This is a genomic window from Rathayibacter sp. VKM Ac-2760, assembly GCF_009834185.1.
Classification (GTDB): domain Bacteria; phylum Actinomycetota; class Actinomycetes; order Actinomycetales; family Microbacteriaceae; genus Rathayibacter.
Map to the genome: position 1 here is coordinate 2,192,212 of NZ_CP047173.1, position 14,117 is coordinate 2,206,328.

The window sequence follows — 14,117 nt, forward strand, 5'->3', positions numbered from 1 at the left end:
GGAGCGGTGGCGGACACGACTTCCTCCCGTTCGGCGACGGCGGCGTGCGGCGCCGGACCCTCCCCCGGGCCCGAACCGCTGTCGCGCCCACTGTAGGCCCGCGCCCCCGCCCGGTCGAGGGCACCGTGCCCCTGCCGGCCGCGGCTAGACCCCGCCGAGGACTGCGAAGCCCAGCCGCTGGGCGGCGTGGAGGACCACCGGGTCCGCGGTGACGTCGTCGAGCGCCGTGTGGAAGCTCGGCCGTCGCGGGAAGGCGGGGACCCGCTCCGCCCGGCTGAACAGGGTGACGAGGGGCGTGCCGGTGACGGCGGAGAGGTGCCACAGTCCGTCGACGTCGCGAAGACGCTCCTCGATCGCCCGCGCCCACGGCTGCGTCGCCCGCTTGGCCCCCATCTGGATCGCGGCGGCGGCTCCGTTCCGCACCGGCCACTCCCCGGTGAGATCGAGGAGCGTCAGGGGACGGGCGGGCCGCCACCCCACGAGCCGCGGCGCGCTCTGCACCCGGTCGATGACACGCCGCCGCTGGTACGTCTCGCCGAGCGCCGTCACCGCCTCCGTCGCCGCGTACAGCACTCCGACGCTCGGATGATCCCCCTCCGGAGGCGGGTGCGGGTCGAACCGCATGCCCGGCACCGGTCCGTGGTGGCGCAGGGTGTCCCACGCGCCCGGATGCCGGCCCCCTGTCCGGTACACGCGCCAGAGCGCTCCGGAGTAGTCCCTGAGGTGAGAGGGATCGGTGACGAAGGCGGCCGGCGGGGTGAGCGGGACCTTCACGACTCGTCGAACCCGGCCAGCGCGACGAGGACCTCGTGCGGATCGCCGCCCTCGGTCAGCCACCGGACCGGAGTGACCGCCGACTCGCTGATGAGGAGGTCCTCCTGCGGCGTGGTCATGAAGCCGCGCATGCTCGCGGGGTGCATGTCGCCCGGGATCGCCTTCACCAGGGCGGGCATGCCGGGCAGCATCGGCTGCTCCCGGTCGTCCGTGAACTGCCAGGCCGGGAAGCGGAGCTTCGTGCCCGCCTTGAAGGCGTACAGCCCGTCCTTCGCCTTCCGGTGACGCACACGCGTCTCGTCGACGCGCAGCAGCGCGGCGACCTCGGCGGTGTCGAGCGAGTCGGCGACCGCTTCGAGCCGGGTGCGCCGCTCGAGGTCGGCGAGCTCCCCGCGCGCGACGGCCGCCTCCGCGATCGCGAGCTGCTCGGCGGTCATCGTGCCGGAGTCGACGAGGAAGCCGGCCTGGTCCTCGGTGAGCCCGCTGCCGCGCGGCCGGTGCTCGGTGAGGAGCGACGCCTGCTCCTCCAGGAGCACGACCAGCGTCCGCTCGTCGCCTCCGCGGCCCTGAACGGCGCTCCAGAGCACATCCAGCCTGCCGGCCAGCTCCCGGTGTGCGGCGACCGCCAGGAGCTGCGGGGTGAGCTGCCCGAGGACACTGCGGAGCTCCTGGTGCACCGACTCCGGCGAGAGCTCGAGCCGGTGGGCGACCTCGGCCTCGGAAGCGCCCGCGGCGAGTTCGAGGACGATCCGCATCCTCGCCTCGAGCGCCGTGTCGCCGCTCGGCGCGCCCGTGCCGACGGCCGCCGGTGGACCCTCGGCGAGATCGGTCATGGTCGTCTCCTTCTCGGTGGAACGCAGTGCTTCTCGGTGGAACGCACTGCCGATCCTACCCGGGAAACGGCATGCGCCTCCGGTCGCCGACGCGCGCTGCGCGCCCTCGCCGCGAGACGGCGCCCGTCACCTCCGAGCAGAGAAGAGTGACCGCAGCGGCGGCGCGATCGACTCGCGGCGCAGCAGCGCCGTCGCGAGCAGGAGCAGCAGCAGCACGGAGCCGCGGACCAGGCCCTGCCAGTAGAAGGAGACGCCGAGCAGGACGAGGCCGTTGTTGATCAGGCCGAAGATCAGCACGCCGAGCACCGTGCCGAGCACGTTCGGCCGCCCGTGCGCCGAGAGCGTCGCCCCGATGAAGACCGCGCCGATCGCGTCGAGCACGTAGAGCTGACCGCTGGCCGGCGAGTAGCCGTAGCTGCGCGAGGCGAGCACGATGCCCGCGAGCGCGCCGATCAGGGCGGCCACGACGAAGGCGGCGGCGAGCGAGAGGCCGACGCGGCGCCCGGCGATCCTGGTCGCTCCCGGCTGCTCCCCCGCCGCGGTGAGCACGCGGCCCCACCGGGTGCGGTCGAGCAGCAGCCACACCGCGACGGCGGCGATGATCGCCAGCAGCACCGGCGTGCCGATGCCGAGCACGGTCGCGTTGCCCCAGGCGGCGAAGGCGTCGGGCGTCTCCTGGCGACGCAGGTAGATCGGCGCGCCGCCGCCGGTGAGCAGCTGCTGCGCGCTGGTGCCGATGAACCAGACGGAGAGCGTCGCGAGGAAGGCGCGGATCCGCAGCACGATCACGAGCACCGCGTTCACCACGCCCGCGAGGGTGCCGAAGCCGAGACCGATCAGCACCGCGAACCAGGTGACGTAGCCGTCCGCGATCAGCGCCGTCGCGGCGAGCGCGGCGAGGTCGATCGCGATCCCGATCGAGAGGTCGATCCCGCCGGCGCGGACGACGAGGGTCATCGCGCAGGCCGCCATCAGCAGCAGGGCACTCGCGCTGGCCACGTTGAGCAGGTTGGTCGGCGCGAAGTAGGAGGGGACGCTCGCGCCGAACACCGCGAGCAGCAGCACGACCGTGGCGGGGGCGAGCAGGCGCACGGCGAGGCCGCGGCGCGACTCCCCGACGGGCAGGACGACGGCGGTCACGAGCGGACCCCCCTCTCCCGCAGGGCGGCGAGGCCGAGGACGAGCAGGATGAGCAGCCCCTTGATCGCGCCGACCCACTGGCTGTCGACGCCGATCAGGGTGAAGCCGTTGCCGAGGGCGGCCACGAAGACGGCGGCGAGCAGGGTGCCGCCGATGGTGACGACGAACCGGCGCGAGAACACGACCGACAGGTAGGCGGTGACGATGATGTCGAGCAGGATCTGGTTGCCGATCCCCGGCACGGCCGCGGCGAGGCGGGCCGCGAGCAGCAGGCCCGCGACGCCCGCGAGCAGCCCGGAGAGCAGGTAGCTGGTGAGGACGTGGCGCCAGACGGAGACGCCCGCGACGCTCGCGGCCGTCGGGTTCTGCCCGACCGCGTAGCTGCGGGTGCCCCAGGCGGTCCGCCCGACGGCCAGCGCGGTGACCACCGTGACGACCGCGAGCACCACGACGGGCGCCGGCACGCCGAGCACCGAGCCGCCGCGGAGCCAGTCGAACAGCGGGTCCGCGACCGGCACCTTGACGTTGTCGGTGGCGAGGAAGACGACGGAGCCGACGATGCCGGAGACGGCCAGCGTCGCGAGCAGCGGGCGCAGGCCGAGCACGACGGCGGTGCCGCTGATCGCGCCGAAGCCGACGGAGACGAGCAGGGCGAGCAGCACGGCCGGCACCGCGCCGAGGCCGGCGGTCAGCGCGACGGCCGCGACGACGCCGGAGAGTCCGACGATCGGGCCGGAGGCGAGGTCGATCCCGCCGCGGACGACGTCGTCGCCGCCGGTGATGACCACGATCGCGAGGCCGAAGCCGGCGATCGCCGGGACGACCGCCTGGATCAGGATCGTCGAGACGTTGCCGCCGGTGGCGAAGACCGGCGAGGCGGCGCTGAACACCGCGATCTCGAGCACGACCACGAGGTAGCCGATCAGGGCGAGCGCGCCGACACCGCGACGGCGGGCCCGCGGCGCGGCAGGGGCCGAGGTCTCGGGCGGGGCGGTGAGGGTCATCGTGCACTCTCCTGGAGGTCGAGGGCGCCGGAGGCGATCGCGAGCACGCGGTCGATGCCGAGCTCGGCGCGGGGCAGCTCCGCGCGCACGGCGCCGCGGTGCAGCACCAGGACGCGGTCGGCGAGTCCGACGAGCTCCTCGAGGTCGAGCGAGACGAGGAGGATGCCGGAACCCTCGTCGACGAGGCGGTTGACCAGCGCGTAGACGGCCGCCCGACTGCCGACGTCGACACCCGCGGTGGGCTGGTCGAGGACGAGCACCCGCGACTCGGCGGCGAGCCACTTGCCGAGGGCGACCTTCTGCTGGTTGCCGCCGGAGAGCGTGCCGACCACGGCCTCCGGATCAGCGGGCCGCACGTCGAGCGCCGCGATCTGCTCGGCGGCGAGCGCCCGGTCGCGCCGGCGGCTGGGCAGCAGGCCGGCCAGGCTGATCCGCCCGAGCGCGGCGATCGAGAGGTTCTCCCGGATCGTGTGCGCCATCAGCACGCCGTCGCGCCGCCGGTCGCTCGGCACGTAGCCGCCGCCCGCGGCGACGAAGGCCCGGGCGGACGCGGTGGCGGTGCCGGCCACGCGGACGCGGCCGCCGCGGCGGGTCAGGCCGACCACGGCGTCCGCCAGCACGTCGACGCCGGAGCCGACGAGACCGGTGACGCCGACGATCTCGCCGGGGCGCACCACCAGATCGAGCGCGTCGAGGGCGCCGGGCACGGTCAGCGCCTCGATCTCGAGCAGCGGAGCGACATCGGCGGCGACCACCCGGTCGGAGCGCAGCGCGAACTCCTCCACCTCGCGGCCGAGCATCAGCTCGACGATCCGCGCGCCCTGCTCGGCGTCGCCGTCGATCAGCTCGAGCGCGCCGACGTTCGCTCCGTTGCGCAGCACCACCACGCGGCTCGCGATGCGCTGCACCTCCTGCAGGTAGTGCGAGATGTAGATGACCGCGACGCCGCGCTCCTGCAGTCGGCGGAGGGAGGCGAACAGCGCCTCGACCTCCGACGCGGCCAGCGGCGCGGTCGGCTCGTCGAGCACCAGGATGCGCGGCTCGACGAGCAGCGCCCGGGCGATCTGCAGCTGCTGCTGCTCGGCGACGGTGAGGTCGTCGACGAGGGTGTCGCCGCGGACGGTCAGGCCGACGAGCTCGGCGAGCACCGTCTCGGCCGAGCCGCGCCGGCGCCGCAGCGACTCGTGCCCGAGGAAGAGCTGCTCCGCCACGGTGAGGCGGCCGGCGAGGTGCCGGTCCTGGTGCACGACCCGGATGCCGGCCCGCTCGGCGTCGCGCGGGGCGCTGATCGCGACCGGCGCTCCGTCGATCGCGATCGAGCCCTCGTCGGCCGCGTGCAGGCCGGTGAGGATCTTGATCAGCGTCGACTTGCCGGCGCCGTTCTCGCCGACGAGGGCGACGATCTCGCCGCGACCGACGGTGAGACCGACGTCGCGCAGCACCGGCACCCCGGCGAAGGACTTCGAGACCCCCGCCATGACGAGGGCCGGTGCCGCCGCGTCAGCCACCGAGACCGAGCTCCGCGGTCTTCTCGGCGATGTTCGCCTTGTCGATGAGCACCGGCGCGAAGTAGGTGGTCGGGGTGACCGAGTCGGCCTCGCCGCCGAGGAAGCGGGCCACGTTGTCGGCCGAACCTGCGCCGATCGCGAGGTTCTGCTGCGCGACGGTCGCGGTGTAGGAGGAGTCGGGGTCGGCGATCAGGTCGAGCGCGCCCTGGTCGGCGTCGACGCCGTAGATCTTGATCTCGTCGCGGCCGGCCGCGTCGACGGCCTGCGCGGCGCCGATCTGCGGGGTGTCCCAGCAGGACCAGATGGCCGAGATCTCGCCCTTCGGGTAGCGCGAGAGCGCGTCGCCGATCTGCTGCTTCGCGTCCTCGATCGTGCCCTCGTACTTGTCCTGCAGCTCGGGCTGGAGGATCGAGATGCCCGGGTAGTCCTCGAGCACGAGCTTCAGCTCGTTGTAGCGGATGCGGCAGGGCGCGACGCCCGGGAAGCCGTTGAAGACCAGGATCTGGCCGGAGCCGCCGATGTCCTCGGCGATGGTGCGCGCGAGGGTCGAGCCGATCTGCCAGTTGTCGCTGGTGACGTTGTTCTCCGAGTACTCGGAGACGTTGTCGATGGTGAAGAGCGGGATGCCCGCGTCGTGCACCTCCTTCAGCGCCGGCGCGAGGGTGGTCGCGTCGCCGAGGATCACGATGATCGCGTCGGGCTTCTGCGAGACGAGGTTCTCGATGTCCGAGACGTGCTTGTCGTCCTTCGCCTCGGCCTGGGTCGCGACGACGGTGCCGCCTAGCGCCTCCACGCGGTCCTGCACCGACTGGTACACGATGCGGGAGAAGTCGTGGACGATGTCCTTCGCCGCGATGCCGACCGTCTTGCCCTCGAGGCTCGGGACGTCGGCGGTCGAGGCGGCGGCGGTGGTCGCCTCGGCAGCGGCGTTCGCTGCGTTCGCGCCGTTCGTGCCGGAGGAGTCCTCCTTGAGCGAGCAGCCGGTGAGGACCAGCGTCGCGGCGGCGAGGATCGCCACCGCGGAGGTGAGGGAGCGGAATCGCATGGGTGGGCCTGCTTCGGGAGGAGAGGGATGCTGTGGGGCACCGGATCCGCGGAGGAGCGGGCGGTGCTGCTGGACATCGTGGCGGCACAGCGGCGGCTCGTCACACCCGCCGGTCATCCGCCGCAACGCGGCGTCACACGGCGCAACACGGCGGCCGTTCGTTACGCCGGGTTGCGCGCGCGGCGACGCGGTGTCGGCCGTCCCTCCTAGGGTCCGAAGCGCACCAGCCCCGAACCGAACGGATCCCCATGGCGTCCCGCATCGTCCTCAACGCCTTCGACATGACCTGTGTCGGGCATCAGGCCCCCGGCCTCTGGCGGCACCCCGACTCGCAGGCCGACCGCTACAACGACCTCGAGTACTGGGTCGACCTCGCGAAGACGCTCGAGCGCGGCACCTTCGACGCGCTCTTCCTCGCCGACGTGCTCGGCGTCTACGACGTCTACCGCGGCTCGGTCGGCCCCGCGCTGATCGATTCCGCGCAGGTCCCCGTCAACGACCCGCTGCTGCAGATCCCCGCGATGGCCGCCGCCACGAAGCACCTCGGCTTCGGCGTCACGATCTCGCCCACCTACGAGCAGCCGTACGCCCTCGCCCGCCGGCTCTCCACCCTCGACCACCTCACCAGGGGGCGCATCGGCTGGAACGTGGTCACCTCCTACCTCGACTCCGCCGCGCAGAACCTCGGCCTCGAGCGGCAGATCCCGCACGACGAGCGCTACGACATCGCCGAGGAGTTCCTCGACGTGAGCTACAAGCTCTGGGAGGGCTCCTGGGAGGAGGGCGCCGTGCTGCGCGACCGCGAGCGCGGCGTCTTCACCGACCCGCGGAAGGTGCACCCGATCGGCCACTCCGGCACCCACTACCGGGTCCCCGGCGTCCACCTGGCCGAGCCCTCGCCGCAGCGCACTCCGGTGATCTTCCAGGCCGGCGCCTCGCCGCGCGGCATCGACTTCTCGGCGAAGCACGGCGAGGCCGTCTTCATCAACGCGATCCGGCCCGAGCTCACCCGGCGCACCACCGACGCCATCCGGGACGCTGCGGAGAAGCACGGCCGCGCGCGCACCGACCCGAAGATCCTCATCCTCGCGACCGTCATCGTCGCCGAGACCGACGCCGAGGCCCAGGCGAAGTACGCCGACTACAAGACCTACTCGTCCCGCGAGGGCGCGCTCGCGTTCTACGGCGGCTGGTCGGGACTCGACCTCTCGCAGTTCCCCGCGGACGTGCCGCTCGACTACGTCGACACCGACGCGGTGCGCAGCGCCCTCTCGATCTTCACGAAGGCCGACCCGGATCGCGCCTGGACCCCGGACGACGTGGCGGAGTACCTCGGCATCGGCGGCATCGGCCCAGTCATCGTCGGCTCGCCGAGCACCGTCGCCGACGAGCTCGAGCGCTGGGTCGACGTGGCCGGGATCGACGGCTTCAACCTCGCCTACGTGGTCACCCCGGGCACCTTCGAGGACTTCGTCGACCTCGCCGTGCCCGAGCTGCGCCGTCGCGGCCGGGTCTGGGAGGAGTACGAGGGCTCGACCCTGCGGGAATACCTCCAGGGGCCGGGCAGCGCCCGCGTGAAGGACTCGCACCCGGCCGCCGCCTACCGCGGCGCGTACACCGGCTCGCCGAGCGCCGCCGACGGCCTGCCCGACAGCGTCCTCTCCGTCCTGCCCGATCTCGACCAGGAGTCCGCACGATGACCCAGACCCAGACCCAGACCCAGCCTCAGCTGCAGGCCCAGCCCCGTTCCCACTGGAACCGCACCGCGACCCCCGCCGAGCACGCGCACTGGGACGCCGTCGCCGCCGACGTCGCCGAGACGCTCGCCACCGACGTCCTCGAGCGCGACCGCGGCAACCTCGACCCCACGACCGAGCTCGAGCCGCTGCGCTCCTCGGGCCTCGTGAACCTGCTCGACCCGGCCGAGTACGGCGGCGGCGGCGCGGTCTGGAGCACGGCGTTCCGGGTGATCCGGATCCTCGCCGCCGCGGACGCCTCGCTCGCGCAGATCCTGCTCTACCACTACGTCAACTCCGCCAACATCGCGTTCTCGGCGCCGGAGTCGGAGCGCGAGCGGTTCTACCGCGCGACGATCGAGGGCCGCTGGCTCTGGGGCGACTCGGTGAACCCGGTGGACCCGGACCTCGAGCTGATGCCGCGCGGCGACGGCTTCGAGCTCAACGGGCTGAAGCGCTTCTCGACCGGGGTCTCCTCGGGCGACGCGGTGCTGGTCAACGCGGTGATCGCCGCGGGCGACCGCGCGGGCGACACGCTGACCTTCGTCCTCCCCCGGGACCGCGAGGGCATCGAGCCGCTCGGCGACTGGGACTTCCTCGGCCAGCGGCAGAGCGCCTCCGGCTCGGTCCGCTTCACCGGGGTGCGGGTCGACGCGTCCGAGATCCTCGGCGCGCTGGTCGACGAGCCGTTCGCGACCCTGATCACCCCGTCGATCCAACTCGGCTTCGGCAACCTCTACCTCGGCATCGCGCAGGGCGCGCTGGCCAAGGGCCGGGGGCTGACGCTCGGCCGGAAGAACTCGTGGTTCCTCTCCGGCGTGGAGACGTACGCGCAGGATCCCTTCGTGCGCCGGCTGTACGGCGAGCTGGTGGCGAGCACGGCGGCCGCGGAGGCGCTGGCCGACCGCGTCGGTGCGCTGCACGACGCCGAGATCGCCCGCGGCGCGGACGTCACGGCCGAGTCGCGCGCGGCGCAGGCGATCGAGATCGCGAAGGTCAAGATCGTCACGGACGCGCTCGCGCTGGACGTGACCACCCGGATCTACGAGGCGACCGGCTCCTCCTCCGCGAAGAGCTCGGTCGGGCTCGACCTCTACTGGCGCAACGTCCGCACCCACTCGCTGCACGATCCCGTCGACTACAAGAAGCTCGAGGTCGGCGCGAATTATCTGACCGGCGACGTCCAGCCGCTGTCTCTGTACACATGAGCGCTGGACATGTGAGTGGCACCGTGCACATGAGCACCGGAGGATCGGGGCTCGAGGAGGCGCGTGCCGCGTTCCGCCCGCTCTTCGACGAGATCGCGGCCGGCGCCGTGCAGCGCGAGCTCGATCGCGAGCTGCCCTTCGAGCCGATCGCGCGGCTGCGCGCGGCCCGCTTCGGCGGCCTGCGGGTGCCCGTCGAGCACGGCGGCCGGGGCCTCTCGCTCCGCGAGACGGCCTCCCTGCTGATCGAGCTGGCGACGGCGGACTCGAACGTCGCGCAGGCCCTGCGCGGCCACTTCGCCTTCGTCGAGGACCAGCTGTCCTTCCCGGCGTCGGAGGTGCGCGACGGCTGGCTGCGCCGCCTCGCCGCGGGCGAGCTCGTCGGGAACGCCTGGAGCGAGATCGGCTCGGCAGCGGTCGGCGTCACGCAGACGACGCTCACGCACCGCGGCGGCGAGCTGCTCGTGAACGGCGCGAAATACTACTCGACCGGCACGATCTTCGCCGACTGGACCGATGTCACCGTGCGCCGCGAGGACGGCACGGACACCGCTGTCGTCGTGCGCGTCGACCAGCCCGGCGTCGTCGCGACCGACGACTGGTCCGGCTTCGGTCAGCGGCTCTCGGGCAGCGGCACCACCGTCTTCACCGATGCGCGGGTCGAGCCGGAGCACGTCTTCGCGTCGGTCCTCCGCGCGCCGCACCAGACCCCGTTCTTCCAGCTCGAGTTGCTCGCGGTGCTCGCGGGCATCGCCGCCGCGGTCGAGCGCGACGCGATCGCCTCGGTGCGCACCCGCTCCCGGGTCTACAGCCACGGCCTGGCCGACCACGGCCGCGACGACGCGCAGATCCAGGAGGTCGTCGGGGCGGTCTCGGCGATCGCCTTCGGCGCCCGCGCGGCGGTGCTCGTCGCGGCGGAGGCGGTGGGAGAGGCGGCGGCCGATCCCTCGCTCGTGCCGGCGGCCGGCGCCGAGGTGTACCGGGCGCAGGTGCTGCTCACCGAGTCGGTGCCGCGCGCTGCGACCCTGCTGTTCGACGCGCTCGGCTCCTCCGGGGTCGCCGCGAGCGCCGCACTGGACCGGCACTGGCGCAATGCCCGCACGGTCGGCGCGCACAACCCGGTGATCTACAAGCAGCGGATCGTCGGCGACTGGGCGCTCAACGGCACGCCGCCGCCGCTCGCCTGGTCGATCGGCGTCGGCCGGCCGTCGGCCTGATCGGGCCCGCAGGCCCGCGGCGCGCCGGGTCCAACGCGGTAGTGAGGAATCCTGCGGCCTTCTGTGTCCACCTAGAGGGACAGGCATCCCCTGGACAGTCCCTAGTCTGACCAAGCCGGATCAGTGCTGAAAAGTCTTACAGGATCGTTCACAGCTTCCCCGGTCCGGCACCAGCTCCACCGACCTCCAGCCCCACCGACCTCCCGCCCGGAACGCAGCGACGCGTCCTCGGAGCCGCTCCTCCCTGGGGAACGGCTCCGCTCCGCCGAACGCTTCGAGGCTTCTGAAGCGACGCGTGCCGGGCGACCCCTTGCCCGCACAGCACGAGTCGATCGGACGACCCCCCATGCCCGGACCCACTCCCCTCTGGACAGCACCGCCCCTGAGACACGCCGCACGGACCGTCCAGCGGGCGCGGAAGGATCTCCTCCGCGTCCTCGCGATCACAGCGGCGGTGGGGCTCGGCCTGACCGGCGTCTCGCTGCAGGCGGCCGCGCCGGCGTCCGCCGCCGGGAGCGCCACCTACGGCCCCGACGGCACGCACTACCCCTCCGACACTCCCGACATCCGCTCCTCGGCCTCGAGCTACAAGATCGTGGACGTCGCGGCCAACGGCCGGGCGATCCGCCAGGCGCTCGACGCCCAGACGCGGGCCGAGATCGCGGCCGGCGTCGTCATCCGGGTGGCCCCGGGCCACATCGCCGACCTCTCCGCGCTCAACGGATACACCAACGACGGCCCCGTCAAGGTGCTGATCACCGCTCGCGACGGCTTCGAGTCGGTCACCGGCGGCACCTGGGCGCTGCGGTCGGTCACCGGCATCACGCTGATGCGCTTCGACATCGCCGCGCTCGATGTGAAGGGCGCGACGCACTCGTCGTTCGCCTGGCTCCGGGTCAGCGACAACTGGGTCGGCCTCGCGGCCGCGTCCAGGGTCCCCGTGCGCGATGTGGAGCTCCTCGAGGTCGTCGAGCCCGACTCGGCGCTGAAGAGCGCCGACTCCGCTCAGATCAAGGCGTACGCGCCCGACGTGATGGGCGACGTCCTCGTGGCGGGCGGCTACATCGCCCCGTCCTACTACATCGACTCTCCGTACGGCGGCTCGAACCCGCCGCGCCCGCACACCGACACCCTGCAGATCGACGGCGGGGGCGTGACCGGACAGATCACGATCCGCGACTCCGTGGTGTTCGCCTCCAACAACAGCGCGGTCATCATCGGCGGCGTCCGCAACGTCGCGTTCGAGGACACCTTCATCGTCGGCGGCAGCCTGGCCGAGCGGCGCTACCCGTTCCTCAAGGGCGGGGCCGGCTACCCGGGCGCGATCAACGCCAAGGGCAGCGTCGGCGCGATCCAGGGCTCGGGCGGCGGCAACGTCGATGCGACCGGCTCGGTCTTCGCCGGCTCCCTCCAGCCCAGCTGGGACTCCGTGCAGGGCACCCGGACGAACCTGCCCGGCAAGGTCGCCCGCTCGGGCGGCTTCACCCTCGACACGTCGATCTCGACCATGACGGCGGCCGACCTCGACGCGCTCAGCCCGCGGCCCACGACCGCCTACCTCACCGGCATCTGGGACGACGTCGACTTCTCCGGCGGCTCGACGCCCACGCCGACGCCGACCGCGACGCCCACCCCCACGGCGACGCCGACCCCCACCGCGACGCCGACGCCCACCGCGACGCCCACGGCGACCCCGACCGCAACGCCGACGGCGACGCCGAGCCCGACCGCGACCCCGAAACCCGATCCTGAGGACCCGCAGGGGACGGACGGCTCGGACGGCTCGGGTGAGACCGGTCCGGACACCACTGCCCCGGCCGTCGCGATCACCTCCCCGCAGGACGGCGCCGTGATCAGCGGCACGACCACCGCCACCGTCCTCGCGACCGACGACACCGCCGTCACCGCGGTCGCCTTCTACGTCGGCAGCCTCAGGGTCGGCGACGCCGTGAAGGTCGGCGCCGACACCTGGTCGCTGACCACCAGCACCTCGGGCATGCGCGGCACCTTCCCGCTGACCGCTCGAGCGGTCGACGCCGCCGGGAACCTCACGGTGAGCGCCCCGGTGACGGTGACCCTCCGCTAGCCCCGTGCACCTCCTCCGGCACGCCCAAGCCGCCGAGAGTGCGGCACTCCCTGCACGAGCATGCGGATGCGGCGCTGCCTGCTGATCGAGTAGCCCGCGGAGCGGGCGTATCGAGATCCACCCTCGTCAGAACGGCGGCGGTGTGTCGACGAACCGCGGTCGGGGTGGCGGGCCCGGCGGTCGCCCGGGCAGCGGCGGCAGCCGGGTGCTGACCCGCCGTCCGGTCGGGGTCGTCCAGGTGATGGACCCGTCCTCGTCGTCCCTGTCGTAGCTCCATTGATCGCCATGTCGGACGTGATGGTGCGAGGTGCACAGTGAGACGAGGTTCTCGAGCGAGGTCTCGCCGCCGTTGCGCCACTCGATCGAGTGGTCCGCCTCGCTGGTCGACGCGCTGCGGGTGCACCCGGGGAACCGGCACGTCTGGTCCCGCAGCTGCAAGTGCAGGCGCATCTGCGGCGGTGGCACGCGCCAGGTGCGGCCGACCGAGACGACGGCGCCGGTGTCCGGATCGGTGAGCACGCGGGTGAAGGAAGCGGCGGTGCGGATCAGCTCGCGGGCGATCTCCGCGGGCACGGGGCCGTAGCCGTCCAGGTCCGCGGGCGCGTCGTGCAGCCCCACGGCGGTGGACACGGCGAGGGTGAGTCGCACCTCGGCGCGGACACCGGTGACATACGTCGGATCCGGACGGTGCGCGGCGTCCGGAGTCGTGCCGGTGATGTCGCCGTCGCAGAGCAGGTCGACCGCGGCATCCGCGCTCAGCTGTTGAAGGGTGCGCGGGTCGCCCTCATTGCGGAGGGTGCGGGCGATACGCCGGAGCCGCTCGTAGGCGCCGGTCACTGCCGGTGCAGGAGCGTGCAGGCACAACGTCGCCATTCCGTCCACATCCGGAGTCACCCAGACAGCGCGGTCCTCCCGTGCGCGGGCGTGCCGTTCGGCGAGGGGCTGCTCGTGCAGCTCCTCCCGCCAGCGGCTCAGGGCCCGGCGCAACTGCGCGCTGTTCATCGTGACGGCGGCGTCGGACGCGCGCTCGTCGAGTGCCGCGCGGGACTCATCGGGGAGGCTGCTCGCGGTTCTGCAGATCGCCTCGCCGACATCCCAGAGGATCCGACCGTCGCGGAGCAGTGCGCAGGTCAAAGGCAGGTGCTCCATGAGCATCTGCGCGGTCTCGAGGCGGCGGGACACCTCTCGCTCGGACTGGCTGTACGCCACCGCGAGCTCGGCGCGGATCGAGCGCTCGACCAGGTCGCGGGTCTCGCTGCGCGACGCTCCGCGGGCGAAGGCCTCCGAGATGGTCAGTGCGAGTCGGTAGCCGCGATGCAAGCGCTCGGCGGCCAGGAGGCGCGTCGGTGAGGTGGAGCGCTCGTCGGCGGCGGAGTCGTCGAAGCAGTCGCGCACCTCCGCTAGTGCTGCCGCATCCTCATCTTCTTTCATACGGGTATTCAAGCAGGGACCACCGACACCGGAGCGGCGTCGCGGGCGGTTCGGGGACAACGCGGGCGATCGGTTGTTGGGGAGGAGGCTCGCTCCCGGATGTTCGGCGGTGGTGGGTCTCGATACGCCGCCGGGGGC

At 72.9% G+C, this 14,117-nt stretch carries 12 protein-coding genes; 5 read left to right on the plus strand and 7 right to left on the minus strand.

Features of this window, described 5'->3' with window-relative positions; genetic code table 11:
* Positions 1–144: 144 nt before the first annotated feature.
* The 6 genes from GSU72_RS09935 to GSU72_RS09960 form a co-directional block, all read right to left on the minus strand.
* Positions 145–774, minus strand: coding sequence for an RES family NAD+ phosphorylase (locus GSU72_RS09935; RefSeq protein WP_159984862.1), 630 nt, complete (start codon positions 772–774; stop codon positions 145–147).
* Positions 771–1,607 (minus strand): hypothetical protein, encoded by an 837-nt coding sequence (locus GSU72_RS09940; protein ID WP_159984863.1) that lies wholly within the window; start codon positions 1,605–1,607, stop codon positions 771–773. Before GSU72_RS09940 ends, GSU72_RS09935 begins: the two co-directional genes overlap by 4 nt.
* Before the next feature lie 126 nt (positions 1,608–1,733).
* The gene (locus GSU72_RS09945) at positions 1,734–2,747 is read right to left on the minus strand and encodes an ABC transporter permease (RefSeq protein ID WP_159984864.1); all 1,014 of its coding nucleotides are present in this window, start codon (positions 2,745–2,747) and stop codon (positions 1,734–1,736) included.
* Positions 2,744–3,751 (minus strand): ABC transporter permease, encoded by a 1,008-nt coding sequence (locus GSU72_RS09950; RefSeq protein ID WP_159984865.1) that lies wholly within the window; start codon positions 3,749–3,751, stop codon positions 2,744–2,746. The genes GSU72_RS09945 and GSU72_RS09950 overlap by 4 nt, the downstream gene beginning before the upstream one ends.
* Positions 3,748–5,259: a sugar ABC transporter ATP-binding protein gene (locus GSU72_RS09955; protein ID WP_159984866.1), complete on the minus strand. Its 1,512-nt coding sequence runs from the start codon at positions 5,257–5,259 to the stop codon at positions 3,748–3,750. The genes GSU72_RS09950 and GSU72_RS09955 overlap by 4 nt, the downstream gene beginning before the upstream one ends.
* Positions 5,252–6,304 (minus strand): sugar ABC transporter substrate-binding protein, encoded by a 1,053-nt coding sequence (locus tag GSU72_RS09960; protein ID WP_159984867.1) that lies wholly within the window; start codon positions 6,302–6,304, stop codon positions 5,252–5,254. Before GSU72_RS09960 ends, GSU72_RS09955 begins: the two co-directional genes overlap by 8 nt.
* A 27-nt stretch (positions 6,305–6,331) precedes the next feature.
* Between GSU72_RS09960 and GSU72_RS09965 the strand changes: the two genes are divergently transcribed.
* The 5 genes from GSU72_RS09965 to GSU72_RS21315 all read left to right on the plus strand — a co-directional run bounded on the left by GSU72_RS09965 (position 6,332) and on the right by GSU72_RS21315 (position 12,548).
* On the plus strand, positions 6,332–6,514 hold the full coding sequence (locus GSU72_RS09965) for a hypothetical protein (protein ID WP_159984868.1): 183 nt from the start codon (positions 6,332–6,334) through the stop codon (positions 6,512–6,514).
* Between the two features lie 38 nt (positions 6,515–6,552).
* Positions 6,553–8,004, plus strand: a complete 1,452-nt coding sequence (locus GSU72_RS09970) for an LLM class flavin-dependent oxidoreductase (protein WP_159984869.1) — start codon at positions 6,553–6,555, stop codon at positions 8,002–8,004.
* Positions 8,001–9,248, plus strand: coding sequence for an acyl-CoA dehydrogenase family protein (locus GSU72_RS09975; RefSeq protein WP_159984870.1), 1,248 nt, complete (start codon positions 8,001–8,003; stop codon positions 9,246–9,248). Before GSU72_RS09970 ends, GSU72_RS09975 begins: the two co-directional genes overlap by 4 nt.
* A gap of 29 nt (positions 9,249–9,277) precedes the next feature.
* Positions 9,278–10,462: an acyl-CoA dehydrogenase family protein gene (locus GSU72_RS09980; RefSeq protein WP_159984871.1), complete on the plus strand. Its 1,185-nt coding sequence runs from the start codon at positions 9,278–9,280 to the stop codon at positions 10,460–10,462.
* Positions 10,463–10,916: 454 nt separating this feature from the next.
* Entirely contained in the window at positions 10,917–12,548 is a 1,632-nt protein-coding gene (locus tag GSU72_RS21315; RefSeq protein ID WP_208545043.1) for an Ig-like domain-containing protein, read from the plus strand.
* Between the two features lie 126 nt (positions 12,549–12,674).
* On the opposite strand, the gene GSU72_RS09990 is transcribed toward GSU72_RS21315, so the two are convergent.
* Positions 12,675–13,979 carry an HNH endonuclease signature motif containing protein gene (locus GSU72_RS09990; protein ID WP_159984872.1) on the minus strand — a complete coding sequence of 435 codons (1,305 nt, stop codon included), beginning with the start codon at positions 13,977–13,979 and terminating at the stop codon, positions 12,675–12,677.
* Between the last annotated feature and the right edge of the window lie 138 nt (positions 13,980–14,117).